Consider the following 24358-nt stretch of genomic DNA (forward strand, 5'->3'; position numbering starts at 1 on the left):
ACCAGTTCTCCCACCCTATACTAACCAGTTGTGTCTGTTAATTTAAATTAACAGACACAACTGGTTAGTATAGGGTGGGAGAACTGGTTCGTGTGCAGTCCCTAACTGGTTGTTATATCTAACTAGTTTGCCTCCTCTTGTCTAACTAGTTGAGCCTAACCAGTTGCCCTAGCCTTATCCTTGGTAGGCTAGGATGACCATATAACAACATTCTAGCTACCACCTTGCTCTACCTCATTTGCCACCAACGCAACTAGTTAGTTGTTACCTCTGTAGCAAGCGTAACTAGTTACGCTTGCTTTGTATCCTGTTATCTAACTAGTTTGATAGAGTCTAACTGGATATTTAACTAGTTCTTAACTCATAACTAGTTATCAGTTGCCTAACTGGTCTGGACTTAGACGCGATCGCTTCCGACGACCCTCTCTAAAATGTCCTAGAACAATTTGACCGTGGAATCCTATTGGGCTACCCTCTACCACGACTCACGGCTCATTCTCGCAGGGGTGGAGAAGATAGGGAGAGAAGGAGATCGGGTATTTCATGGCATAGCAGGGTCATTAGTCATGACATAAACTTGTCTTTTGATAGCATCTCGGTTTTGTGTTTCGACTCCTCCTGAATCGAGTTGAATAACCACTTGCTCCCTGCTTGCAGAAACTATCTTTGCAAACGGCTCTTTACAAGCGCTATCTCGGTAAAGCGTGACATTAGCCCAGATATATCCAGCCGCTTGACTACAACGGGGTGGAGCCTCTACTGGACTAGAAGAGGGCGTGGATACAGTAACAGTATTAGACGAGTTACATGAGCTAGACACTGAGGCAAGTACAGCAAAAACAACAATACGAGAAACAAACTTAACTCGCTTCATAAAGAAAAGACTCAATCCACTAAATTTAGGATTCCCGCCTATTCTGGCAAAACTAACAAGCCTGTTTATCAACTAACTGAGTTGCGATCGCATTTGCGTAGCTCCCAGTAACCGATGTCTTCAGGACTGTCCTGTTTGTTCTGGACAACTGGCTCAAGGATAGGCGATCGCTTCCTTGAAAAGCTCCCTCGAAATTGAGCTTTAAGCGTTTGACCGTGGAATCCTACTGGGCTACCCTCTGCCACGGCTTATTCGCGTGGGAGTGGAGAGGGTAGGAAAGAGAGGGGTTGATAGGCGATCATGACCGCGCTAGCTCCCTCTCGCTGATAAAGGCTCATCGTACCAATGCTCTAAACTATAGCTGAGATACTTGCATTACATTTATACGTCGAATAGTCTAGATGTAAGAACATTACAATTGGTATAAAGCCGTTTGAATGCTAAGTATAAAATTGTAAAGGAATTTATTTTAATGACAGATCAAGCTAAAGAAAGTCAATTTCAAATTCCATTAAGCTTTGTTTATACTGAAGGCAACATTCCCCTTTATGTAAATGCAGTTTTAGTAAATGCCTTGCCTGAGGGTTTACTTTTTGATTTAGGTTTTCTCGATCCTTTATTGCTTAGTGAAGTACAAAAAGAATGGGTAGGGAAAAGCATGGAAGATTTAAAGAATATCGATTCTATACCAATTAAGTCTACTGTTCGATTTGTTATTAATAGAGAAGTGGCTGAACAACTAGTTTTACAAATACAAGCAGCAATTGGTAATGTCAAAAGTGAATCCCCCTAACCTTATAATTCAACACTACGAAGTAAACAAGGACACTACTCCTACGAATGAGACTACATTCAACATTACAACCACAGGAAGATCGTTGTTAGGACTAATTCATCAACAAAAAAATCAAGTATATTACAAATACAGATCCCTACCTCAACAAAATCCGGTCGTCAGCACTAAACCTAGAAATTTAATGTCGGAAACGCAGGGCATACTCCTGACAAAAGACAAGTTTAATCCTCAAGAAAAAGAAGAAAAAAAACACAAAGAGGAACCACATACAACTGATGCTTTAGATGTAGCGTGTTATTTTCTATACCAGGTTGACAGAGAAGCTGGAGATACAATTTCTCCGTTGAAATTACAGAAGCTTGTATATTATGCACAGGCTTGGAGCTTAGCTCTCAAAGACAAACCTCTTTTTTCTGAAGAGATTCAAGCTTGGGTACATGGTCCAGTAGTTTATAAAATTTGGGATACTTATAAAGAATATAAGTATAGTGCTATTCCCTTACCTTCAGATCCTCTACCTGAGTTTATTGATGATCAGATAGAAGTTCTAGATGAAGTCTGGAATGCTTATGGTGAATTAAGTGCTAAACGCCTTGAACAGTTAACTCATTCAGAGACACCTTGGATCAAAGCTCGCCAAGGTTTGGATGCTGGCGAAAGATCTCAAAATGTCATTTCTTTAGATGATATGAAATCCTACTATCTCTCTTTAGTGGTTGAAGATGGGGAAGAAGAACAAAATCCCTAAGCCTTCTGTGCCTACAAATTCAGGCAGAATCCCTGATCTGGCAACAACTAAGACGACGAAATCTGGTAGTACAGATAGCGAGAAACCAAGTTTTAGTTTTATACACGCTGACAATAATAAATATCAATTATCGGAATGGGAGTCGCGAGAAATTGATGATTTAGTTAAGGCGCTTAAAAAAATAGGAAGCCTTACTTGGTTTCAGATAAAATCTCAAGGCTCAAGACAGCGTGGTGAAAGTGTGGGCTGCGGATTTAAAATTGTTACTGATGGCTATCCAAAGCTACCTGAAAGTATTAGTGAGGACGTAACAATGTCAGAAATGCGTGTTTGTAAAAAAAAACGTATTTTCGGTTTTCGTATACCCAGTAGTCCTATCTACTGTCTTGTATGGTTTGATCGAGATCATAACGTTTGTCGTGAGTAAAAAATAGTTTCTTAAAAGTCTTCCAGTAACCAATACAGTCCTATTTATCCTGAACAGCCGCTCAATAGGAGAGGCGATCGATTCTGTGTTAGCTCCCTCGAAATTGAGCTTTAAGCGTTTGACAGTGTGCAGAGGCATTTGAGCGATGCTCAGGTGGATTTAAGAAAACTAATATTAAGCAACTTACCTTAAGAAGTCTTATGGAGCCAACAGCCTCAGTAATCTTTGCCCTTGGCAGTGAACTGGGTATCTGGTTCTACAAAAGTTTTGGCGGGGATACTAATGGTACTCTTTAGCAGGAGATAGCTTAGATAATGACGAGTTCTAGCTCAAACTCTCCCCTCGACTTTCAAGGTGAAAACCGTCAAAACTTTAATTTTGAACGATTTTATGAATCTGAGCAGCTTATAAAAGCTAAATTCCAAGGAGCCAACCTTAGAAACGCTAATCTTCAGTCGGTAATTCTCTACGGAGCAGAATTCCAAGGAGCCAACCTTAGAGATGCTAATCTTCAGTCGGCAATTCTCTGCGGAGCAAAATTTCAAGGAGCCGACCTTCAAGATGCTAATCTTCAGTTCGCCAACCTCCCCGAATCGAGCTTCAAAGGGGCAAAGCTTCACGGAGCAAAATTGAATGAATGTAAAGGCTGGGAGTCTGCGGATTGGGAGAACGCTGAGTATAATAGGAAAACTCGGTTTCCTAGGGGTTTTTCTCCAAGGAATAGAAACCTTATTTTAACAAGTAGAAGAGGTCAATATGCTACACAAAACTCTAGAGAGCAGTCATTATCTGAAACTGATAGAAAATTTCAAACTGCTTTAATTGAACTGAGGAAATCTATTCAAAAGCGGCAAGGACAAGAGAGATTTCGCCAAACACTGCTTGAAGTATATAAAGGACGCTGTGCTATAACAGGTTGTCCAATAAAAGGAGTGCTAGAAGCTGCTCATGTGAAACCTTATTCCATTTCTAAAGACAACTCTCCTACAAATGGGATATTACTAAGAGCCGATTTGCATACTCTTTTTGACCTCAATCTAATTGTTATTCATCCCGATTCTAAGAAAATAGAAATTAAACCCTCCTTATTAGCTAGTGAATATTACAAAAAATTTAGCGATATGACCCTAAGAGCCTATAAGAAAATTGGTCGCTCACCAGATGAGGAGTATCTTAAATGGCGAATTGAAAATTATGAACAATATATAGGAAGAGATTTACAAGAAGAGTTTTTATGATTAAACCGCAACCGGAGAAACTGATACAAAACCCAGTAGCGGAAACCACTTTTTGATTGCTGCTAGATGGAATCCTACCGAGCTACCCTCTACCACAGCTCACAGCTCATTCTTGTGGGAGTAGAGAAGATTATCATCTGTTATTGATTCGCTAACTTCATACCCCGCTTGAGTCACTAGCGCGATCGCCTTATTCAGATCCAAATATTGCAAACTACTAGCAGTTCTTTCTCCCTCGATATGACGCGCTAGCACTTGGCTCCATACTCCAAGTTCTCTCATATTAATTTCATTAGGATCTCGTGTCTCAAGGGCAGCAATTGCTTTCTCAGCTAAACGTCTGACCTTCCGGTGAGCTTCTAAATGCTCTTGTGCTAATTGTTCAAGACTCAAAGACAGTTCATCGGTGAGTTGATCGGCTGTTTTTACCCTGGCTTGGCTGCGAACTTCACTCAAGAAATCCTGAAAAGCTGGCTTTTTACTCCATCTTTGAAGCGTTTTAGTTGAAATACCGAGTTTGCTTGCAATTTCTACGGCTGGACAGTCTTTTGCTGTCAATTGTGCGGCTTGAAGCTGTTGGACAGTCAAATTGTCCATTTGTGTCTCAAATTGTCTCTAGATGGGACAATTTTAACGTCTCTACCACGTCTCACGGCTCATTCTCGTTGAGGTTGAGGCGTTCCGTAGGGTACAGCAAGGACATTGCCTTTAACATCTCTTCGTAAGTATCTGGCTTCAACAATTTGTCTAATTTGCGTATCATGCGCTCAAAGTCTCGATCCATCGCTTCCTCAAAACGGTGTTTATCACCCCAGCGTCTGACAATATCGACGGCTTTAAGTCGATCGCTTGGTCTGATGTCTGGGTTCTCAATCATTTCCGTTAGGAGTTTGACTGATGACTCAGTAGCTCTCTCAATCTCCTTAAACAAATCAAAACTAGTCGATTCAACGACTAACTTTGTCGCCTGTCTGCCTATTTCTGCGACAGCCTTGGCAAACTCATCATCCTTAAGCCAGCGTTGGACAGTCCGCTGTGTGATTCCTAACTGGCTGGCAACTTCAGAAGTTTTTGTTCCCTTGCCTAGTAGGGCAACCGCTTCGAGTTGCTGAGGTGATAGCGACATGGCAATGACAAGCAGCGACACAGTTACTCCCCATTATCGCCCGGATCTAAACAGGCTGAGGGTTTCAACAGCGACACTAGTGGAAGGAATCAACAAGCAACTCCTTGCGGTATCAATTCCCAAGTACCTGACTCAACTTCTGTGAGACTCACAGCCCCCCAGCTTGTCTCGAACCAATCCCCAAACGATTCAAGAACTTGAATGACCTTACCCTTGGTCGTTGCTAGTAAGTCCTTAGCGAGTCGTAGGCGATCGCCTACTTGGATTTGAATCGAGTTAGGCTCTACCGCTTGGGCCGCTGCTACTTCCACCACTGTCGCTTGCGCGTTCCGCCATTGCTTTAACTGATTGCGAAGAGGGTGGCTATCCTGAGAGTCAACCGCCGCTTCAATAACCTCCTGAGTGTATCCCTTGGTGAGAGTAGCAAACTGCTCAGGACTTTCAGATAGTGGGAGTGCTAGTGCCAATTGCTCAACTATCGTCAAATCACCTGCCTCATTTTGGACACCCTCTCCCTGGTTATATATAGTAGTTCCTGACAGAGGGTGTCCACACTCAACACTTGATTCAGTAAGCGTTTCAGTCACCTGACGAGGTGCTTTTTTTAGAATCTCTTCCCAGTCAAGAATAATAGCGTCTTCGTCTATTGAAGCCATGATTCTGGCTTCAATACAGTCATAGATAGCTTGGCTAATAGGATCTAATGGCTTAAGCCGATACTTCCTAGCCCTCTTACCACTAGCTAAGACGACTCGTTCGCTACTGTCTCGCTTCAGACCAAATGAGCCTAGTACTTTGCCAACATATCCACAGGGGTCGCTCTCTCCCACCTCACAACCAATTTTTCTAGCGATTTTTGGGTCTTTGCCTTGTTCCCAAAAATGCAAGACCTCTGGAGTCTCTTGCGTCCAAGCTGCATCGGGTGACACGAAGAACCCCAGCCCCATTTTAAAGAGTGTCTTCAGTCTCACTAAATGGCTTTTGTAAGATGCAGGGTTTACCGTCTTGACCTCATCAAGTGCTTCCTCATCAACGAATAGAGATAATGCTTTATACCATTTCTCCTGTTGCCGCCGCTTAGTAATATCAGGGTTATTCAGGAAGAAAAGCGCTTCAAGTCTGCCGATTAGCTTGCGATCGCTAAACTTCACTTTTTCAACAAAATCCGCATCTAATATAGGGCGTGTTACCTCGGTTTCAACCTCCACTGTGATCCCCTCGTCGTGGACACCCTCTCCCTGGTTATATATAGTAGTTCCTGACAGAGGGTGTCCAACCTCAACACTAGTCTCAATGCGTATTTCAGCCTCTAAAGCCCCCGAATTTTGACCCGTTTTTTCAGACGCGATTTCAGACGCTGGGACTAAGATTTTCTTCTTTTCAGTGATGGTTTTAGTCTCAATGCCTGGTAGCCTCTTTAAGAGGCTATGCATTGCAACTTCGGTTTTATCTTCTAGTGTCGCGGCTGGGTTCCGTTTTTTTTCTTCAGCCTCACTGTCGGTGAGTCGGTTGGAGTTTAACAGTCTTTGTGCCTTCTCTAAGCGGATGACAGACTTTGTTTCATCCCGTTCTTTAGTGCTGACCTTATGCCCAGTTACAACCGTAACTGTCCACCCAGCCTTACGCGCTGCGTACTCAAAACAGTTTCTAGCGTTATTTTCCTCGAAGTGCTGTTTTGCTCGTAGCTTGCAATCATAATCAAAGTGGATATCATTTGACCTTTGGATCAAGCGCTCTCCCAGTTCTCGCACCTTATCGGCAAAGGTTTCGCCTTCAGTAGAGAGGTGAAGGCATTCTGTCATAAAGTCAATACTAAATTCCTTAAGGAGTTCAGGTGTTGAGTCGGCGTTGAGCTTGTTAGCATTCAGGTTCCTTGTCTGGCAAAACACAAAAAGTTCAATATTTGGATCTCTTACTCGTCCTAGGAACTGAATTTGTGTGTCGGTCAGAACTACACCGAAGAAGAAGAAATAACCGCGCTTGAAGTAGTTCTTTAAATCAATTGATACGCCTTGGTCAAGAGATGGGCTGTAAAGAACTACATCAATTTGATTCTCAAGGATATATTTAGCTGGGTCTTTGATAAACTTCTGTCTTTCTGGTGTGTTGGAATTACTTCCATCAACTCGAAAGGTCTTTTTACCTTTGGCTTGTAGTTGCCTCTCCCAAGTTTCAAGTTGCTCTTGTGAATCAGCAGCAACAATGAATCTTTCACTATCCTCCATCATCATTTGCAGCAAGAGAGAGTATTCGTCAAGCCGCCTCTCAACTTCCTCCCATTTACCTGTTTCTTTATTTTCTTCACGCTTGACCGTGCCATTGTAGAGAGTTAAAGAGCCGCGATTTCCGGTAAAAACATTTTCAATTTTTATTATTTTCTTGCCGCTGATAGCTTTTGTGTAATCAGCCGTCATGTTGGTCATGTTGCCATCACAGGCAAGAAATGACGCGCAGTTTGTAGCAATTTGGCTGAGTCGTTCTTTACAGATTTGTCGTTTGTAGCTAACGGCTGTACTACTGTGATGTAGATGTTTGAGGTTGCTTTCAATCTCATCTATGAGAAACTTTTTACCGACTGCATCATCAGGCTGAATGTAGGTAATGCTATCTCCACACATCAGGATTTTGCTTTGAGGATCTTTGATAAGCATCAACTCTTCTGGACTACCTTTTAAGTCCTGTTGGATGTGATACCAGGTATGACCATGCCTTTCCTTGGCGTTTTCCTGCATCTGCAAGAGTACACTATTGCGATTCCCTAGACCGATTGCGCCGTCATCTTCCTTGATGTAGTACTCGTTTGCGTAGTAAGACTTACCAGTTCCTAGTCCACTACGAACAATATGACCCTCTCCTTCTTTAGGTGGTTCGTGGTAGTAGTATTCTGAATTGACGGTGACATCGGCTGTAAACTCTCGTGACTTCAGCCAGTTTTGCCCTGATGGTGTTTTAAGCGCTGGAAATACCTTCAGCAGTTCATCGAGGTTTCGTCGTTGGACTCTGAATTTAGTCCCACTGCCAGGGATAGGGATATACTCTCGTGGATTAGCTTTCTGAAGACTAACGCCAGCCTCATTAGCCAATCCCTTGACTATCTCAGCAAAGTCTTTGCCTTTTGGAGTTCCATTCCCACCGTTAACAAAATGACGATATTGGGCAGCATGACCGCCAACATCACAGCCAAAGCAATACCATTCGAGTGTATTGGTATTGATTTTGAAAGCCGTACCGCTTTTAGAGTCGTGTCGAGGGCAATAGCCTGCCCATTCATAACGCCCTTGAACTCTCCAGTTGTGATTGCTCCAATTAAAAACGTCTTCAGGATTGAGGCGATTTAGTGAGAGGTCAAGAATATCTGAGAGGGTGCCATTATTGCTTGATATTGGTGTAAGCTCTCGTTCCCGCTGTCGTATCTTTACGCACTCAATCCTCTTTGATGTTTCAGTAACGTGATGCTGCTCTTTGCTGACAAAATCTAAAAGTAGATTACATAGCCAGTCTGGTGCTAATGCTACGCCATTATTCGCAGGTGAATTGAGCCATCGGTACGATCCGGTATCCGGATGCCTACTAGGAGGTAAAACTGACTGACAACGGTTGTACCTAAACTCTAATAGTTCACTAGGTTTACCCGATTCATCCTTGGTAGTCTCTAGTCCTTGCCATTGAGTGACAACGTATCTTGTGAAGTTCTGAAGGTTAACACGAATATCATCTGGAATTTGAAAGAGAATCTGATAGCGCCCTGGCTTGCCACTAGTCCAACTAACAGTATCGGGGATATTGCCGCCACTCATTGCCTCTAGGATTGGCTGAGCCGATACCCCGTCCACGTCAATCGCTAGTAATCCGCCTGAAGTGTCACCAGTTCGCAGTCCGTACCCAGACCAATATCGTCTGTAGGATTTACCTGTTCGCTTGTTTGTAGCTTGCTCCCCTTCAGTGATTAAGCTGGCAATAAGATTGTGAGGGATAAATGGTTCAGTTTGCCAATCTAGTCGCTTGGGTGCCTTGTCTTGCAGTGGCGTAAGTGACCAATGAGAGGGGAGCTGATGTATGGACTCAGCAATCAGTTTTGCGTTGTTAGTTGGCTGGTAAATCTTCCAATCTTTGGGAGGTTGCATCACTGCTTACCCCCTTCTTCAATCTGGGAGTATTTCTTGAGAATCCCCGTAGGAAGTCTGCCTGTGTTGAGGTGCTTGATTTGGTTGCTTTTAGCTTGTTGTTGTTGACGTTGTGGTTTACGAGCTTTCCACTCTTGCCGTTGTTGGTCAGACCATTCTTGAGAGTTGTCGATCCGGAACTGACCCCAAACACCATCTTTTGAATGTCCTAGGCATTTGTAGCTGCTAATAATCTCGCCTTTTCTGGCATCGGCATACTCCATGCATTGCCAGTAATCTTGATCTGTCTTGCTCTGGCGACATTTGCCTGAAGTGTTGTCGCAGATGGCACAAGACTTGTTTTTGCTAGTGGGGATGAGGGTGATGCGATTCATGCTTCACCTCCACCAGGAGCAAACAAGTTACCGATAGAATTTTTGATTAATTGACTGAACCCATAACCTGCTGGTACACCATTTTGGGAAAAGGTGATGTAGCAGGAATTATTTATACCCTGATTGTTTTTAATTCTCATTAGCTGTATCGCTTGTGTAGAGCGGCATACAGCAAAAGTCTTTCTTGTTTACTTCCTGAGCAGCTTGCAGTCTTGCTATAGAAAAATTAGAGTATATATATGTCAAAGCTTTGTGGTGACTGCTTTTGTGATGAGGGTTGCTGCAAAATCAACCCTGACTGACTCAAGAAATTAGAAGAAGTAGCTCAAGCTGTTGCCGCATTTTCCTAATTTTAAAACTGCATACAAAGCTCCACTGCTGTGATAATATAAAAATCACACAGCAACTCGCTTTGGCTGGTTCTAGATTGTTGAAAGATTTGCGGTCTCGCAATCTCCGAACCAAATCAACCTAAAAATTTATTTGTTAATAAACTAGAGCATCTCCTTTTCGATCAGAACTCTATGTGAATATTACACTATTGAAGCCGATCAAGTACATCGGCTTTTTGTTTTGCCAAATTTTAGACCTACTTTTGTGAACTGCATACCCAAATGAGTGCAAAAACCATAGAGTGAGTAACGCATTTGATAGAAACGGAGGCTGTGAGCATTGCTGTGACTGGCTTAGGAGAGATTTTAGGTTCAATTCAAGCTCATTTATTGATGAATTTACCCTAGAAAAATCTGTTACAAGTTGCTAAAGTCGTTAACAGGATAAAAGTCGTTAACGAGTTAACGGGTTTTATTGAGCTTAGGAGTACCGTAACAGTTAATATTTGGAATTAACAATGGCTAAAGCCCCTAAAGGTGGACGTGGTAAGAGTCAGTATCTTTCGACTCACGTTAGGATGCCTGACCCTTTGGTAGAACAATGCCTCAAGATCAGGGATCGTTACTGGGAATATATTGAAAACGGAGGAGATCCAGATAATCCTCCCAATTACTTGGCTGAGGAGGCTCATATCGAGGAACCTCAGACTGAGGAATCCCCTGCTAAGCCCATTTACTACGAAAGAATTGGCTCTCAACTCTACAACCTAGGAGATGTTGACGATTGGTAGGAGTCATTCCTAGACTGCTGCTTCTTCTGGCTTAGGCTCTTTCGGCTTCCGCTCAAATACCTGAATATTTGGTTGGTCTAGTACAAAGCCGCCCTCAATCGGTTCCCCCATCTTTCCCGCTATTGCAGCAACCCACATAGGATAGTTGTCTCTAGCCTCTTCGAGTTTCTTGAAGACTTTGGGTTTTACTTTGACCCGAACTAGCTGACCTTCACAGTCTAAATCGAATTGCTTCCAGCCGTTCTCTACAGTCTGGGGTTCTGGGAACTCGTTAATTTTGATTGTGATTTCTAGTTTTCCTGCTGTTGTCATAGAACCTCCTTTACTCAATTACTTCATCACATAATAAATTTCACCAGCCAGTCCCAACCCACACTCTACCTGCCCTCTCAGCCGCTTCAGCCGTGTAGTAGATCTTGCTATGCCCAAATATAGAACCATTGCTGAGGACTCGGAACTCCCAGCCGCTGCCATTAGTGAAATAGACAATAAGGATGCCAAGGGGTGTGGTAGTGAGCAGATGGATTTTCGTTAGGGTCATTTGTTCTCCCCTGACTCGATCATCTTTGTCAACAGATCCACGTCAAACTGATTTAGGTTGCTGATCAACTCCTGAAACTGGGAATATTTTTCTTCTGCGTAGCTGTCAGAGGTAAGCCCTAAGACCTGGCAGAATTTGAAGTAGTCAGTTTTCCAGTGGAAGCTATTGATCGCGGTAACAAAGTCGAGTGTGGTGTGTTCTGCACTCGATATAGGTAGATTAAAAGGAGTGCCATCACTCTTGTTGTACTGCCCTGGTACTTCACTCATGACCTCATCCCCTGATTAGCTGAAAGGTACTGTGCTATATAGTGATCGCCTTAGTCTTTTTGCTTCTTTTCTCTCCGTTCAATCAGTGATTGCTTGACTATTGCTGAAATTAACTGGGGGATAGTCCTAAACTCTGATTCAGCCCATTTTTGTAACTCCTCATATTCCCTAGGGTCAAAAGACACCGTAGTTCTAGGTCTTTTTGTAGCCATCAATCGCATCATTATGTCTATTTATCAGACATTATCTGCGACTAGGCTTTAATTTTCAGTATTTACATCACTTTGCCAATTTAATTGACAAAGTGATGTACCTGTAGATAGCATAACAACAACAGCGCAAGATTGCACACCACTCAAACGGCTCTAACCCTTGATGCCCCCATATGTGCGTCATGTGCAAAGGAATAAAGCCATAAAAGTTCAGACTGACAGCAGAATGCACCCGCAATAAAGCCTCTATGTGGTTACTGCATCTGCAAATTAATAGTGCAAGCCTCTTGTTTAGGAAGAAACACGTAATTGTATTGTTCGCAAGGTCGCAAATTATGGGGAATAAGACTCAAACGAATTCAGAAGCTCGACTGGCTTACGAACTACATCTAGGTAAGAGAGTCAGTGACAACCACTGGTATAAGGTCAAGCGCAATTTAGAAGATGGAGGATTTGAGGTAAATGCAGATACGGCAGTCTTTTACGCCAAACTCAAGCAGCATTTACCCAGAACATCCGTAGGGACGCTTAAGGTTTTCGAGCATTACCAAAAGGCTGAAAAGTTACTGGCTCAGTCGGCATCAAAGATTAGGGGTTTGGAGATTCTGGAAATCCTTAGTAATCAAGGGATTAACCCACATCCAGCCACTATCAGTAGATGGTTCAAACCAGTGGGCGGATTTAGGAAGACTCGCCTCTACTATCCCGAAAAGCTCACTCCCGTTTTAACTGCTGCTTTCATCTACCAGACCGTCAACTCAATCAAGCTAGGAGCCTAAATCAATGACTACCGACTACATCAAAACCGTCCAGACTCGTTTGACCCGTAAGGGAACCAGATTGAGCAAGTCTCAAATTAGGGAGATCTATAACGAGGTTGTTGTAGCACCACTAGCACCTACTGAAGATGAACTGAGTGTAGTGATGGAACGGCTAGAAAAACAGTATCAAGCGCCATCTCATGAAGGTAGTCAAGGAGATCTAACAATCCCAGAACCCGAAATAACCGAGATTACTCCAGAGGGCGATCCGGATACTTGGGAAATTTTAGAGCCTCCTACCCAAGAACCTTCACAACCCGCCATACAGGAACCCGAAGAAATGATGCAACCTACACAACCCGCACAAGAAGAGAGAGGTGATTTAGCAACATCTAATGGCTCTACCTCATCTCACTTGTCTGGAGCATTTACAACCGTCACCCAACAACAAATTCAAGAAGCAGTAGAGCAACAGTTTGGGCGAGAGAATGTGGAAACAAAAACCGTAATCCTCAACTATATTGCCCAAGATACTTTTGCCACTGCGACAGAGCTACAGCAAGCTCTCAGTAAGCTTCGCCAGATGCGTTTAGACATATTGTTGAAGCTGATTAGTGACCATAACCAACAAGCGTCTGGAGATGAGAACTTAATCAAGAAAGCCTTACTTCAAGCATCTGCATCACGCCAGCAGGAAACCTCTGATTTTTTCGACTCATTCGACAAGCGGTTGATAGAGATGAGGGCGAACTTCGGGATTTAGTCTCTACTCTTGTCGAGAACGAGTCAATTGAGGAATTTGAGGAATTCGCGTCACACCTCCAAATTGACTTTGAGGATTACTACCAGCATTTAGATCAATTTGAGCAGCAGGAGCTAACTAAGGTGAATCTATTCCAGCGAGTAAGAGCTTTTCTATTTCAACCCCTTCATTTAGATGTAGACGACTCTAATTTTGCGATCGCATTTACGGGAGGCATGAGGTAGATGACAGACCTGAATGACCTCAAACAGCAACTCTACAGCAAGATTAAAGCCACTCAGCAACCAGAGCCGACCCCAAGCCGGAGTGACTTACTCAAATATTCAGACCTGAGAGCAAAGCAATCACCTACTGAAGGCGCGATAGTTCCTACCTCATCCTCACCATTCACCCTGGCTGATGAGCAATATCTGGTTGAGGTACTTACAGAATGCCGAAACAAGCTTGATTCGGCACTGGTGACAGCTAAAAGATATTCCCGTCTACCTGACCTGGCTACTGCGATAGCCGACTCAATTACTGGCATCCATCAAGCTGCTGCAATCGTAATTGAGCCAGAAACTTACTTGGAATAGAGATGGGCAATCGCCTACCAGTGGAAAAGTTTGCGATTGCCCACTAGTCCCAACCTTCATATCTTCCGCTGTTGTAGGTGGATTGGTGGGCTGGAACTATCCCTACTTCCGCTTCCCAGTCTTAAGCCAGCAAGTAGTCACCCCTGAAAAATAAATTCAATGTCAGTCATGGGTTGCATTTAAGGATTCATGACTGGCACTCACATGTAGAGAGAGGTAGCCAATGGATGAGCTATCAGAAGAAATTGAGAGATTCAAAACTGATGAAGAGGATTTAGAGGAGTTTCTAAACGAATACGACCTAGATGAGTCTCTAGAAGCTGAATTTGACGCGATAGATGCAGAGTTCAATCAGCTTCAGATTATTTACAAATCCCTCCTGAACACAAGGAAATTTCTGAACAATGCCTAATTTACGAGACGCGACAAGAGCAAGAGCAGGACGGAAAGCAGCTAACCGAGTAGCCAAACCTAAATCCTCAAAACCTGCTAAAACCTCTACTCCTGCTAAATCAAGTTCGAGTTCTAGTCCGGCTTTAATTTCTAATGCTCTTACAAGAGCCAATGGTACTCGCAGAGGTGGGATAACTGAAGCAAAGATTCCAGGTTTACCCTTACTCACTCCTGAATCAATCTCAGCACAGTTACCTACATTTAATCCTGAGAGCTACAAGATTGCTGACCCGTTAAAACCCAATCCGAGTATCCCTCAAGTTTCTCAAGTCGATTTCGACTCAGGAGAGGCTATTTATCAGGGTGGAATTAGAGCCGCTAAGCTGACAGGTCTAGCCTTTGACTTAGGCAAGGAAGTGTTCACAACTGTCGGTAAGCAAGCCAAGGCGTTTGGAGCGGGAATTAAGGCAGCTACAGCAATTAAGGCAGTTGAGGGCGATTACTATGACTATCTATCTCAAGCAGAAACGACTGATCAGAAGTCAATATCTCTTTCAACGAACATTCATCGAACAGATGTTGAGCGAGATGTTGCGGTTCATACTCAGGACGAACTAGATGAGAAGTTGAGTCAAGCGGAAATTTCTGCTGACGCAGCTAGGGCAAAGACCCAAGAAAAGCAGTCTAGCTTAAATGAATTCAAGTCTCAATTAGGCGCTTTAACGCCAGCCAAGTAGAGCGCAAAAAAGGGCATCTATCACAGATGCCCCTTAAGTCTGAAGGATTGTAACTAATGAAATTATCACGCAGTAATCGAGTAGTGCTTTCGGTTGCCGCTGGTGTTGTGAGCTTATGCACTGGCACCCTTCTAAGCGCCAACTTCAAGAATGCTGGTCAGACCATCACACTCGCTACCCTACTGAGTCTCCCAACTGTAGCGGCTCTTCATCTGGTCTTGGATGGAAAGGCAACCAAAAGGATTAATGAGGCTGAGAGTAAGGTTAGCAATGCACAGCGGAAAGCTAAACAAGCTGAATTAGGGTTATCGGATGCGATCGCTAACCTTGAAAAGAAACAGGCAAGACTCAGTGAGTTGAGCAAGAAAAATAGTGAATTGGCAAATGACCTCACATCAATCAGTCAGGTATTGGAGGAAGTCAATCTGCATCGAGATCGGTTGCTTGTCTATGCAAACAATGTACAGCCGACTATCACCCAGTTACAGCAAGAACTGAGAATGGCTCACGAGACTGTTGAGACATTACAGGCAGAGATTGAAAGTCTGGAGGATGACTTTGATCAGAAAGTACAGGATGAAGCGGAAGAAAGATTTAAAGCCGCTAAGCGAGAAGAGATTCAGCGCATCTTTGATGAGCATGATCAGATCACTTGCAAGGCAATGGAGTTATTTAAGCGATTGCAGTCATGGGGTCAGAAGGTAGCTGTCTCCCACGAGCAAAAACGGGAATTGATCACCAGCCTAGCTAGTACCTACAACAGCAACTTGGGTCAGATAAACGACTCGGTTGAGACGGAGCGCGGTCACTACCTAGAGCAAATTGAATTACTCAATGAGAAGGTTGGACGGTTACAGCACCAATTAGCAGGTGATTGGGTTGAACCTGTTTATGGTGAATTTGGGTTCAACCCAGACGGCAAGATTGCAAACGCTCTAGCAAACTGGATTTGGGTACATCGCCAGATTCCCTTAAAGGTTACGGGCTTTGAGGTAGGGTCTGATAATACGGTAACGGCTGGTTATTCTTACTCGCGTTCTATAGCTTCTGAAGCCCTGGTAAGACTAATCGAGGATGATTCTAAGCAGATAGCCCAAAACTTAGGATTGTACGCAGTAGAGGGAGCAAGGAAGCTCGAAATCACCGAATGCTTAGCTGTGAAGATAAGGAAGGAAAGACCTGCTCGTAAAACGGATAAAGGCAGTCTCTACCGCAGCAAGGAAGAGTTTATCAAGTACATCCTCTCTCTCCCCCTAAGACTGCGAATCATTGGTGAACCTGGTAGTGGTAAGACTCCGACTGTAGCTGTCCTATTAAGTCACATACTCAAGCGGGGATTTCTTGAAGCGAATACTCCCAATGGTCGTAAATTAGCTTACACAATCGTAGAATTGTGCAATCCTCTAGCAGGTATTAGTGTCAAGAATGGGGATGAACTTGATTTTTGCCTGTGCTGGAATGACGGTAAGAAGGGATTTAAAGGACTAACTGAAGAATACCGCTCTCGTAAGAATCCAGCCAATGCAGATTATAAAAATCAAGTCGGTTACGTCTGGGTTGCGGATGAAATTGATGTCACTATGGCAGACCTTACCAAGGATGAAGCCAAGCCATTTAAGGATGCTCTAAAGGATGGAGGTCATGTCAACTTAGGCGTGATTGTTATGGGTCAAAGTGCCAATATCTCTACCTCAAAGGGATTGAGTATTGATGACCAAAAGATGATGACTAACATTTACATCGACCCCGTTTCTATTCGGACTTTTCTGACTCAATATGGTGAGCGGTTTTACTCAAAGAAGGCAGTTGAAAAAGCTCTCGCTACTTTAGGAGAAATTGAGCTTGAGATTGAGGAGCAAAACGAGATTATTTGCGATACGGCAAGAGAGTTCAGGATGGCAATGGTAACGGCTAATCGTTCCCCGATTTTCTATCAGCTTCCTTACTTTGATAGCGTTGAAATTGATACCCAAGCTTACCTAGAAACACTGGAAGAAGTGAAGGACATTAGACAGGGACGCAAGGGACAGAGCGTGTCGGCAAGCGTCCCACACCTTTCACAGGATGCTTATATAACAGGGATTCCAGGAAATACGGACACGTCCGGACATTCCCCTATGTCGGTTTTAGGGACACGTCCGGACACGTCACTTAAACCCGCTTGCCCTTACTGCGGTTCTACTCAGGTGAGAAGCAAAGGTGATAAGTGGTTATGCCTCAATTCCGAGCATTTAAATGTTGCTCCTGAGCAGCCTAAGTCTTGGAAAAAATAGGAGAAAGTCATTGAAAAAAGACGTACTATCTGGGCTACTGATTCGGGAAATAGCTCAACCTTCTCTCTTGCTACCTGCTAATTTTCCAAATGTGATTTCGCCTCGCTACAAGGAGGGTCAATTTGTTCGCTGGATTTCCGAGAATGAACCGAATGATTGGGGAATCGTTATTGGCAGATTTTTTAATGACGCTCCTCACCTCAAGCGCTGGAGTTGGTGTTACCTAATTTTGCTTGATAAGAAGTCTCCAAGTGCGGCTTGGGTAGTTGCTGATACGGCTTGGGAAGATGACCTTAAACTGTTCGAGGAGGAAGCATTATGAACCATAATCGTCCTCTGTCTGAGCGTGAGTTAAGCTTAATTAAACTCTACAGCGAGTGCCAGCTAGCAATGACTCCCAAAACTTTTTACGAGAAGTGGGATGTTAATCATCAGCAAATTGCTGATATCTGTAATCGCTCTGTGTCTAACGTTAGCTTCTGGTTTTCAGTTGGTAGAAACAGAAGAAATCCTACCCCAGATGATCTACGTCATCTAGCATTAATGGACTTTATCCTTGAGCATTTCGAGGACATTCCTTCTGGAATGAGAGATTTACTGTGTCCCCGAATCAGTAGGGATTAGCGGCAAAAAAGCAATATCGACACGATAGTTTTTGCTACATAGTCTTCAGCTATTTTTGAAAAAGCTCAAGAGAGCCACAAACTTATAAAAAGTGGCTCTCCTGGGATAATTTTTTCTTAAGATAGAGGACAAAACTATGCCATTAACTTCTTTTCTGCAATTTCCAGATGTCAGAGAAAGATTCCGACAAGAGTTTAAGAAGCCTAGTTTGAAAAAACAAACACAACCCTTAGCTGCCCCTCAAACAAAAAACTATAGCTTAATCGGAGTCGCTTTTGATTATCTACTACGTTTCCAGCTCCAGAAATTAAATCCACAAGCCGTAAGTCAGAACTGGATTGCTGAATACGGACTACAGTATGTAAAGCAGTGTGGCTCAAAACGCTTGTACGAGCAAGGATATTTTGCTCTTGTTCAAGCCAGAGAAAACTATACGCAATTTCTCACAACTCAAATAATGAATGACGAAGTAATTAAGTCAGTTCTACTGCTAGCTAAATTAGAAGCCGTTGTTCGAGGGGCAAATCTCCAAGAGGATTTTCTAGATATTAATGAAAGAGATGTTGAAGATTTGAAAGGCTTGTTAGCAATCGTCAAATCCACTGACTTTACAACTTCAGGCGTAGTTGCTTTAAATCCTACCTTTGGTTTGGCTTCCGAATTAGTAGGAGGTGCTGATGCTGATGTTGTCATTGATGATTGCCTAATAGATATCAAAACAATCAAGGAGTTAGTTTTACAAAGAAAGGACTTTGACCAAGTAGTTGGCTACTACCTTTTGTCAAAGATAGGTGGAATTCATGGCGTTTCTTCTAATCATGAAATCAAACGATTAGGAATCTATTTTTCTAGATATGCTCACCTCTATATCATGAATGTTGAGGATTTGTTTGATAGTACTAGATTGCCTCAGATTCTAACTTGGTTTGAAAACAGAGCAAAAGAGTATAGCAGTAGCCAGCATACATCTAGCTAGAATTAACCGAAATAGTGGTAGCTCATTATCAGTAAATGAGCTATCACATCTGTAACCATTTTGGCTGCGCTCTCCAGGATGTGTTAGCCACGCCCTTCAATGTATCCTTTAACAAGTTGGCTAATCGCCAAGACTTCGAGCATCAAATAAGTGAAAGCATTAGCAATTAGAAATGATTTATTTACCTTATCTTTTCCAATCCCTTGAAGCCCGAAACCTCCAACGAATACTTCCTGAATAACGGAAAAGACAAACAGAGGAAGGAGTGTAATCATAATTTCTAACGGGAGGAATGGGAAGTCGCCAGGTTGTACGGGAACTCCCAGAAATGTTCCACTGAGAAATAGAATAAGTAATCCTCCAATAATCGTTGAGATTAAATTTGTACTTAAAGAAACGCAACTCGCTTTAATGATAGTAACTTTTAGGAGTTTTTTGTGAACGTAGGCTTCGATTACAATAATTGGAACTAGCAGTACAATTTGATAGATAATGCTTTGGCTAAATAGTGGAATTCCTGCATTAGCAAGATAGAGAGATGTGATTTTTAAATGCAACAGCAAGCCGAAACAAGACATAGTTTTCCTGAGTAATGCTCATACCGACTTTATCGTAGATTTATACAGGGATTAGAAAGTGAATGTGGTGCTTGAGTACAAGAGTTATTCGCCGTGTTGGTGATCCTGAATGGGCAGATTATATTAATTTCCTGGGTTTACCCCACTTAGGCGAAGTTCGCAGCATCGACTCATGGTGTAATCCTCACGCCGAGGGGTCAGGCAACTATCTATTGGACTGTTTAGAACAGGTAGAGGATGTACTTTATTTGTTACCTTCACCGAAACCTGGTCAACAATACTATCTACTTTTTGCTGATGCGTTAAAGACAACGATTCCACAACATCATCCTCGATTGAAGTGGCTGGGATACGATTTATCAGATGAAACCTGGACATCATCGTTGCTTAACTGTGGTCGTTGGGAAGGAATACTCGCTCCCATCGCTCAAAGAGTGAATCAATACGGGCTATTGAATCTGGAAGATGCCTTGATGGCTCAGTCTCTTCTTGTAGAGGCTTGGTGTAATAATCCTCATGCCTTTGTGACAATCTGGGCTTTGTTTGAAATGATGGCAACGCGGATTGAACCGATTTGATAATCTAGAGTATTCAAAAATCATGATGCAGCTAGACGTGCTGCCCATTGTTTTCTAGAACGGCTGAAACGTTTGGAACGCTCTCGAATGAAGCTAAGCGTTTTAGCGAAAGCGCTAACGGCACTGCTGGACGATGAGGAAGAGACTGAAACCGCGCTTCTAGAATAGGAAGACGATTAACAAGATTCAAGAGTAAGCATCAATGAACATATTATTAACTCCAGAGTTGGAACAGTTTATTCAAAGTCAGGTAGAAAGCGGTAATTACACATCACCAGAGGAAGTGATTATTGCTGGGATCAGGCTGTTAGAGGAACGCGAACGCATCTACAAGGGGCGCTTTGAGGAGTTGAGAGGGGAAATGGCGCTCGGTGTTGAAGCGTCTGAACGGGGAGAGGTTGTTGACGGCGAGACGTTTTTGAGCCAACTGCAAAAAAGAAAAGGTTGGATGCCTGGTTTTTTTGAAGAGGTGATTGGGGGTTGGGTTGGAGAACCGCTAGTGCGCGAACCGCAGGGAGAGTATGAGACTCGGGAGCAGATGTTTTGACTTACCTGCTCGATACTAATGTTTGCATTCGGTTGTTGAATAATACCAGTCCAACGGTTACGGCTCGGCTGGCGGCACAACAGCCAGAAAATATTTATTTGTGTACTGTTGTGCAGATGGAGCTAGTTTATGGAGCGTATCGCAGTGCCAATTCCGAACGAAATTTAGCAATATTAGAACGGTTTTTCAGTCAATTTTCTAGTTTGCCTTTGGATGAGCGTGCTGCCAAAGTTACAGGACAAATTCGCGCTCAATTAGCGGCACTAGGTACGCCGATTGGTCCCTATGATGTACAAATTGCTGCTATTGCTCTGGTAAATAATTTAATCTTGGTTACGCACAATACAGGTGAATTCAGTCGGGTGAATGGACTACAAATAGAAGATTGGGAAGAGGTGGGGTGAGTCATAGAGATTGTTACCAGTATGCCATCGCCTTTTCCGCTCAGTAGTCAGAGGGGAGAGCTTAGGGCTGAAACCCTCATTCTTACGTTCTGAGCTTCGCTGCAATAAGCTTGGGCGGGGTTCTAGGTTTGCTGCAACAGGAATTTACCCAACCTCATCAGACGTGAGAGAGCGACTGTAACCAGGTATCAATAGTGATCCCTTTTTTGTTTGTGAGAGTACGCTTTCAAGGTAGCCTGATGAATCAATAGCTTGATTGTCAGGGATGAAGGTAGATCGCCACGGCAAAGCAAAGATTCTTACACAACAAGAGATTCAACTTCTATTCAGAGAAGGGTTTCAGAACAGCCGTGACCGTGCCTTATTTGGAATCTGCCTGTTCAGTGCTTGTCGCGTCAATGAAGCTTGCACGTTGAAGGTAAGGGATGCCTACGACACGGCTGGCAGAGTGCGACCCAAATTGATAATCCGCAAGCAAAACACAAAGGGAAAATTAGCGACTCGCACGATTCCGGTCATTGAAGATTTGCGGTTGATTTTGACAAACTACCAGCCAGCAGCAGGGCAAGATTATCTGTTCCCCGGTCGGTTCAGTGGGCATATAGACCCCGAATCAGCGTCTAGGATATTGAGAAAGGCATTAAGGCGAGTGGGAATTGAGGGGGTCAGCACTCACTCATTTCGTCGGACAGCTCTGACCCAGATGAGTAATGCGGGAATTCCGTTGAGAATCATTCAGGAAGTGTCGGGTCATCGTTCCTTGAGCCAGCTTCAGAACTATTTGGAAGTGCAGGATTCGCAGGTCTTGGGAGCGGTAACGGCACTGTCAATGTTGTCGCCAGTGGGAGAAGAGGTCAGGAAATACGAATATGTTGACCTCCCCTTTCAAGCCTCACAACAGGCAGAAAATAACCTTCCTGAGTCCCCTTCCTGATAACAGAAGGCTTGTCGAGGTCAGAAATATCTTGATTCGTCAACAGGAACACAAAAACCAAGTTGCCAATTTGAGCAATTCGGCTCTATCGGCATCAACTTCTTTCCCTCCCTCCCTTAATCTCTGAATGGCTGTCTGAAGTATCTCAGGCTTGTCTGAATCGCAAATCTCATCATCTGCTCTCTAACCTTAAGGTTGAAAGACGAAGCAGACAAACCTTGTCAGGACTTTGTCAGATAAGGCTGATAGTTTCCGTAAAACTACGGAGACTCAAAATTCTTTCTCAAAAGTCCCGTAGTTTCCCAGTTTCTCTGCCAGTTCTCTTCCAGTATCAATAGGAAAGTATTCATCAGGGAAAACTGAGGGTGAAAGCACAGATTTCAGAAGTACGTTGGAAAAGAGTATTGATTGGTACTGGCATAGGTACAGTAATAGTCCTAGTAACTTTCGGAGCCTACGATACATGGAGAAGACGAGACGGCTGGTGTGTGCAGTACTACCCGGATGGTTCCGAGAAAGTGTTGTATGGGGCTGAGTGTCAACAGACTGAGGCAGAGACTAGACAAATGGCTGTTAATAAGACAAGAGACAGCTATTCAATAAGATATTGAGTGTCAGTTGGCAGACCTGAAAGGCTCGACATGAGCGCACTAGCTGTGGGGCTGAATCAGACACTGAGCAATCGGAAACTTTTTAAGCAATTAAGCTTAGAGTGCTAATAAAAATTCAGCTATCTTGCTGATGCCCCTTTCAAATCTTCATTTCAGGCTCCACTTATTAAGTCTTTCTTGTAAAGCTTTGAAGAAGTTTTTATAGATTCACAGCAATTTTGTACGTGGATTGTTAGTTTGTTTTTTAGAGAGAATATTTGGTGCAAAATAACTACCGGAGGAAATCTATGATGTTTATTTTGACTAGGCTTATAGGCTTAGGTTTGATGCTAGGAGGAGTTGGATTCTTATCTTCTAGTGTGATTTTAGGAACTCTTTCGCTAGGCTATCTCCCTGCCTCCGGTTCTGTTCTTTTGTGTATTGCTGGAATCTTGGTGTTAACTAAGCTTCAGCAGAGTTGGGGATGGATTTTAATAACTATAGGAATTGTTATTGCTTTTGCCAGCGGTGGCCTTATCGTCACCTCGACAAGTCTCTTATCTTTCATGTTGGCATTTGCTGCTTTGTCGTCTGGATATCAATTGTTTACCTCTGGAAGAGTTCGATTTTAGGTAGACTTCAGTTTTTAAAACCATGCAAAGCACAGGAAAAGCTAAGCCAAAACTGAGGCTGTTTCACGTTCAGACTACTACTCTACTTGAGATACCACAACAGCTTTCAAGAATTCGCATTGGCAAACCAAATACTAATTGGTTGCCTGATATCGACCTATCAAATTTCCCGAATTCGGATATTGTTTCTCGCTCTCATTTAGAGATTCGTCTAGAAGATAATAATTATTATATTGAGGATTTAGGCAGCGCTAACGGAACGTACCTTAATGGTTCGCTCTTAAGACCTTTTACTCCATGCCAGCTTAGGGTTGGAGATAAAATAGATCTGGGTAAAGATGAGCGATTTACCTTGCTCTTTAAAGAAGCTAGGCAGCCTTCTACTGCATTTAGTAGTTCTTCAACAAGAAACAACAGACAGGCATCGACTTCAAAGAATTCAGTTAGCAACATTCCTGTATTTACTCATCGAGAAACGAATACAGGAAACCAACGAGAACAAAATCAAGGAGAGTCAAACCAAGAAGAATCATTTGGCTTTAGCCATTTTAAATCTCTTTTAGCTAATCTCTTTGCTAAAGTGACATCTATTTTCAGCAGCCTGACATCCATTTTGGGTAATTGGGTTAGCCAGCTAATTCGTAAACTGATTAGCCGCGCTATTAAGGCTGGAATATTCTTAATTGTTCTGTTCTTGATAGGTCTGTTAATAGCTCTGTTGCTGAAAAGTGTACAAACAGCTAGCACCTCAACAACAGTTGCTCGTTCTGTTAACAAGCCCTTTGTAGAGATACCTGTAAAACTCCCTGATATTAAGCTGCCTGGGAAACAACTTAAGGAACCACGTAGAATTCGTGTGCCATACACGAACGAGAACCGTCCTCCAGAACAACCTTCCTGTGACTGCCCTTATGACCGAGCTAGGGATTACAGCATTTGTGGAGCAAGGTCAGCTTATGTCAGACCAGGAGGCAAAGAACCCGCTTGTTATATAGGAGAAACAACTGCAAGAGAACGCTGGTATAGAGATGACAATCCCAATACTCACTTTGTAGATAAGGAACGTAAAGGCAGATAACTATGACTCAATCATTAGTTTGCTAGCCAAGAAAACCTTCTTTGTATTTGTCCTCGATAGTCT

General features: G+C 43.1%; 32 protein-coding genes. 21 read left to right on the top strand and 11 right to left on the bottom strand.

Features of this window, described 5'->3' with window-relative positions; translation table 11 throughout:
- Nucleotides 1-541: 541 nt before the first annotated feature.
- Both H6F98_RS00890 and H6F98_RS00895 read right to left on the bottom strand, forming a co-directional pair.
- Nucleotides 542-874: a hypothetical protein gene (locus tag H6F98_RS00890; RefSeq protein WP_192216791.1), complete on the bottom strand. Its 333-nt coding sequence runs from the start codon at nt 872-874 to the stop codon at nt 542-544.
- A 68-nt stretch (nt 875-942) separates the two neighbouring features.
- The gene (locus H6F98_RS00895) at nt 943-1119 is read right to left on the bottom strand and encodes a hypothetical protein (protein ID WP_192216792.1); all 177 of its coding nucleotides are present in this window, start codon (nt 1117-1119) and stop codon (nt 943-945) included.
- A 227-nt stretch (nt 1120-1346) separates the two neighbouring features.
- Here H6F98_RS00895 and H6F98_RS00900 point away from each other — a divergent pair, with 227 nt between their 5' ends.
- The 4 genes from H6F98_RS00900 to H6F98_RS00915 all read left to right on the top strand — a co-directional run bounded on the left by H6F98_RS00900 (nt 1347) and on the right by H6F98_RS00915 (nt 4083).
- On the top strand, nt 1347-1667 hold the full coding sequence (locus H6F98_RS00900; protein WP_192216793.1) for a hypothetical protein: 321 nt from the start codon (nt 1347-1349) through the stop codon (nt 1665-1667).
- Nucleotides 1645-2418, top strand: a complete 774-nt coding sequence (locus tag H6F98_RS00905) for a Panacea domain-containing protein (RefSeq protein WP_242058256.1) — start codon at nt 1645-1647, stop codon at nt 2416-2418. The genes H6F98_RS00900 and H6F98_RS00905 overlap by 23 nt, the downstream gene beginning before the upstream one ends.
- Nucleotides 2393-2845, top strand: a complete 453-nt coding sequence (locus H6F98_RS00910) for an MAG6450 family protein (protein ID WP_192216794.1) — start codon at nt 2393-2395, stop codon at nt 2843-2845. Before H6F98_RS00905 ends, H6F98_RS00910 begins: the two co-directional genes overlap by 26 nt.
- 314 nt (nt 2846-3159) lie before the next feature.
- On the top strand, nt 3160-4083 hold the full coding sequence (locus H6F98_RS00915) for a pentapeptide repeat-containing protein (protein WP_192216795.1): 924 nt from the start codon (nt 3160-3162) through the stop codon (nt 4081-4083).
- Nucleotides 4084-4182: 99 nt separating this feature from the next.
- Here the strand turns inward: H6F98_RS00915 and H6F98_RS00920 are convergent, their stop codons facing one another.
- The 5 genes from H6F98_RS00920 to H6F98_RS00940 form a co-directional block, all read right to left on the bottom strand.
- On the bottom strand, nt 4183-4680 hold the full coding sequence (locus H6F98_RS00920; protein ID WP_192216796.1) for a phBC6A51 family helix-turn-helix protein: 498 nt from the start codon (nt 4678-4680) through the stop codon (nt 4183-4185).
- A gap of 52 nt (nt 4681-4732) precedes the next feature.
- Nucleotides 4733-5230: a phBC6A51 family helix-turn-helix protein gene (locus H6F98_RS00925; RefSeq protein ID WP_192216797.1), complete on the bottom strand. Its 498-nt coding sequence runs from the start codon at nt 5228-5230 to the stop codon at nt 4733-4735.
- Between the two features lie 68 nt (nt 5231-5298).
- Nucleotides 5299-9333 carry a plasmid replication protein, CyRepA1 family gene (locus H6F98_RS00930; RefSeq protein WP_192216798.1) on the bottom strand — a complete coding sequence of 1345 codons (4035 nt, stop codon included), beginning with the start codon at nt 9331-9333 and terminating at the stop codon, nt 5299-5301.
- Nucleotides 9333-9707, bottom strand: coding sequence for a hypothetical protein (locus tag H6F98_RS00935; protein ID WP_192216799.1), 375 nt, complete (start codon nt 9705-9707; stop codon nt 9333-9335). Before H6F98_RS00935 ends, H6F98_RS00930 begins: the two co-directional genes overlap by 1 nt.
- Complete coding sequence (locus H6F98_RS00940; RefSeq protein WP_192216800.1) at nt 9704-9847, bottom strand: hypothetical protein; 144 nt, start codon at nt 9845-9847, stop codon at nt 9704-9706. Before H6F98_RS00940 ends, H6F98_RS00935 begins: the two co-directional genes overlap by 4 nt.
- A gap of 710 nt (nt 9848-10557) precedes the next feature.
- Between H6F98_RS00940 and H6F98_RS00945 the strand changes: the two genes are divergently transcribed.
- A complete protein-coding gene (locus H6F98_RS00945) occupies nt 10558-10830 on the top strand; it encodes a hypothetical protein (RefSeq protein WP_192216801.1) in 273 nt (90 codons plus the stop codon).
- Nucleotides 10831-10839: 9 nt separating this feature from the next.
- On the opposite strand, the gene H6F98_RS00950 is transcribed toward H6F98_RS00945, so the two are convergent.
- The 3 genes from H6F98_RS00950 to H6F98_RS00960 are packed head-to-tail and all read right to left on the bottom strand — an operon-like array spanning nt 10840 to nt 11640.
- Entirely contained in the window at nt 10840-11142 is a 303-nt protein-coding gene (locus H6F98_RS00950) for a fertility inhibition FinO-like protein (RefSeq protein ID WP_192216802.1), read from the bottom strand.
- Nucleotides 11143-11182: 40 nt separating this feature from the next.
- Complete coding sequence (locus tag H6F98_RS00955) at nt 11183-11371, bottom strand: hypothetical protein (protein ID WP_192216803.1); 189 nt, start codon at nt 11369-11371, stop codon at nt 11183-11185.
- A complete protein-coding gene (locus H6F98_RS00960) occupies nt 11368-11640 on the bottom strand; it encodes a hypothetical protein (RefSeq protein WP_192216804.1) in 273 nt (90 codons plus the stop codon). Before H6F98_RS00960 ends, H6F98_RS00955 begins: the two co-directional genes overlap by 4 nt.
- 547 nt (nt 11641-12187) lie before the next feature.
- Here H6F98_RS00960 and H6F98_RS00965 point away from each other — a divergent pair.
- The 9 genes from H6F98_RS00965 to H6F98_RS01005 all read left to right on the top strand — a co-directional run bounded on the left by H6F98_RS00965 (nt 12188) and on the right by H6F98_RS01005 (nt 18954).
- A complete protein-coding gene (locus tag H6F98_RS00965; RefSeq protein WP_192216805.1) occupies nt 12188-12631 on the top strand; it encodes a hypothetical protein in 444 nt (147 codons plus the stop codon).
- A 4-nt stretch (nt 12632-12635) separates the two neighbouring features.
- Nucleotides 12636-13376, top strand: coding sequence for a hypothetical protein (locus H6F98_RS00970; protein WP_192216806.1), 741 nt, complete (start codon nt 12636-12638; stop codon nt 13374-13376).
- Nucleotides 13377-13600: 224 nt separating this feature from the next.
- Nucleotides 13601-13951, top strand: a complete 351-nt coding sequence (locus H6F98_RS00975) for a hypothetical protein (RefSeq protein WP_192216807.1) — start codon at nt 13601-13603, stop codon at nt 13949-13951.
- Nucleotides 13952-14174: 223 nt separating this feature from the next.
- On the top strand, nt 14175-14363 hold the full coding sequence (locus H6F98_RS00980) for a hypothetical protein (RefSeq protein WP_192216808.1): 189 nt from the start codon (nt 14175-14177) through the stop codon (nt 14361-14363).
- Entirely contained in the window at nt 14356-15081 is a 726-nt protein-coding gene (locus tag H6F98_RS00985; protein WP_192216809.1) for a hypothetical protein, read from the top strand. Before H6F98_RS00980 ends, H6F98_RS00985 begins: the two co-directional genes overlap by 8 nt.
- A 56-nt stretch (nt 15082-15137) precedes the next feature.
- Entirely contained in the window at nt 15138-17354 is a 2217-nt protein-coding gene (locus H6F98_RS00990) for a hypothetical protein (protein ID WP_192216810.1), read from the top strand.
- 10 nt (nt 17355-17364) lie between these two features.
- A complete protein-coding gene (locus tag H6F98_RS00995) occupies nt 17365-17676 on the top strand; it encodes a hypothetical protein (RefSeq protein ID WP_199348234.1) in 312 nt (103 codons plus the stop codon).
- Entirely contained in the window at nt 17673-17978 is a 306-nt protein-coding gene (locus H6F98_RS01000) for a helix-turn-helix domain-containing protein (protein ID WP_192216811.1), read from the top strand. Before H6F98_RS00995 ends, H6F98_RS01000 begins: the two co-directional genes overlap by 4 nt.
- Nucleotides 17979-18114: 136 nt before the next feature.
- A complete protein-coding gene (locus tag H6F98_RS01005) occupies nt 18115-18954 on the top strand; it encodes a hypothetical protein (RefSeq protein WP_192216812.1) in 840 nt (279 codons plus the stop codon).
- Nucleotides 18955-19037: 83 nt separating this feature from the next.
- On the opposite strand, the gene H6F98_RS01010 is transcribed toward H6F98_RS01005, so the two are convergent.
- The gene (locus H6F98_RS01010; RefSeq protein ID WP_192216813.1) at nt 19038-19532 is read right to left on the bottom strand and encodes a hypothetical protein; all 495 of its coding nucleotides are present in this window, start codon (nt 19530-19532) and stop codon (nt 19038-19040) included.
- Between the two features lie 71 nt (nt 19533-19603).
- Between H6F98_RS01010 and H6F98_RS01015 the strand changes: the two genes are divergently transcribed.
- The 7 genes from H6F98_RS01015 (at nt 19604) to H6F98_RS01045 (ending at nt 24295) form a co-directional block, all read left to right on the top strand.
- Nucleotides 19604-20110, top strand: coding sequence for a hypothetical protein (locus H6F98_RS01015; protein WP_192216814.1), 507 nt, complete (start codon nt 19604-19606; stop codon nt 20108-20110).
- Nucleotides 20111-20312: 202 nt separating this feature from the next.
- On the top strand, nt 20313-20657 hold the full coding sequence (locus H6F98_RS01020; RefSeq protein WP_192216815.1) for a type II toxin-antitoxin system ParD family antitoxin: 345 nt from the start codon (nt 20313-20315) through the stop codon (nt 20655-20657).
- Nucleotides 20654-21061, top strand: a complete 408-nt coding sequence (locus H6F98_RS01025) for a type II toxin-antitoxin system VapC family toxin (protein ID WP_192216816.1) — start codon at nt 20654-20656, stop codon at nt 21059-21061. Before H6F98_RS01020 ends, H6F98_RS01025 begins: the two co-directional genes overlap by 4 nt.
- A 265-nt stretch (nt 21062-21326) precedes the next feature.
- Nucleotides 21327-21995 (top strand): site-specific integrase, encoded by a 669-nt coding sequence (locus H6F98_RS01030; protein ID WP_192216817.1) that lies wholly within the window; start codon nt 21327-21329, stop codon nt 21993-21995.
- A 365-nt stretch (nt 21996-22360) separates the two neighbouring features.
- On the top strand, nt 22361-22606 hold the full coding sequence (locus tag H6F98_RS01035) for a hypothetical protein (protein WP_192216818.1): 246 nt from the start codon (nt 22361-22363) through the stop codon (nt 22604-22606).
- A 287-nt stretch (nt 22607-22893) separates the two neighbouring features.
- Nucleotides 22894-23217: a hypothetical protein gene (locus tag H6F98_RS01040; protein WP_192216819.1), complete on the top strand. Its 324-nt coding sequence runs from the start codon at nt 22894-22896 to the stop codon at nt 23215-23217.
- A gap of 22 nt (nt 23218-23239) precedes the next feature.
- Complete coding sequence (locus H6F98_RS01045) at nt 23240-24295, top strand: FHA domain-containing protein (RefSeq protein ID WP_192216820.1); 1056 nt, start codon at nt 23240-23242, stop codon at nt 24293-24295.
- The last annotated feature ends 63 nt before the right edge of the window (nt 24296-24358 follow it).

It is taken from the genome of Microcoleus sp. FACHB-SPT15 (assembly GCF_014849525.1).
Lineage (GTDB): Bacteria > Cyanobacteriota > Cyanobacteriia > Cyanobacteriales > Coleofasciculaceae > Symplocastrum > Symplocastrum torsivum.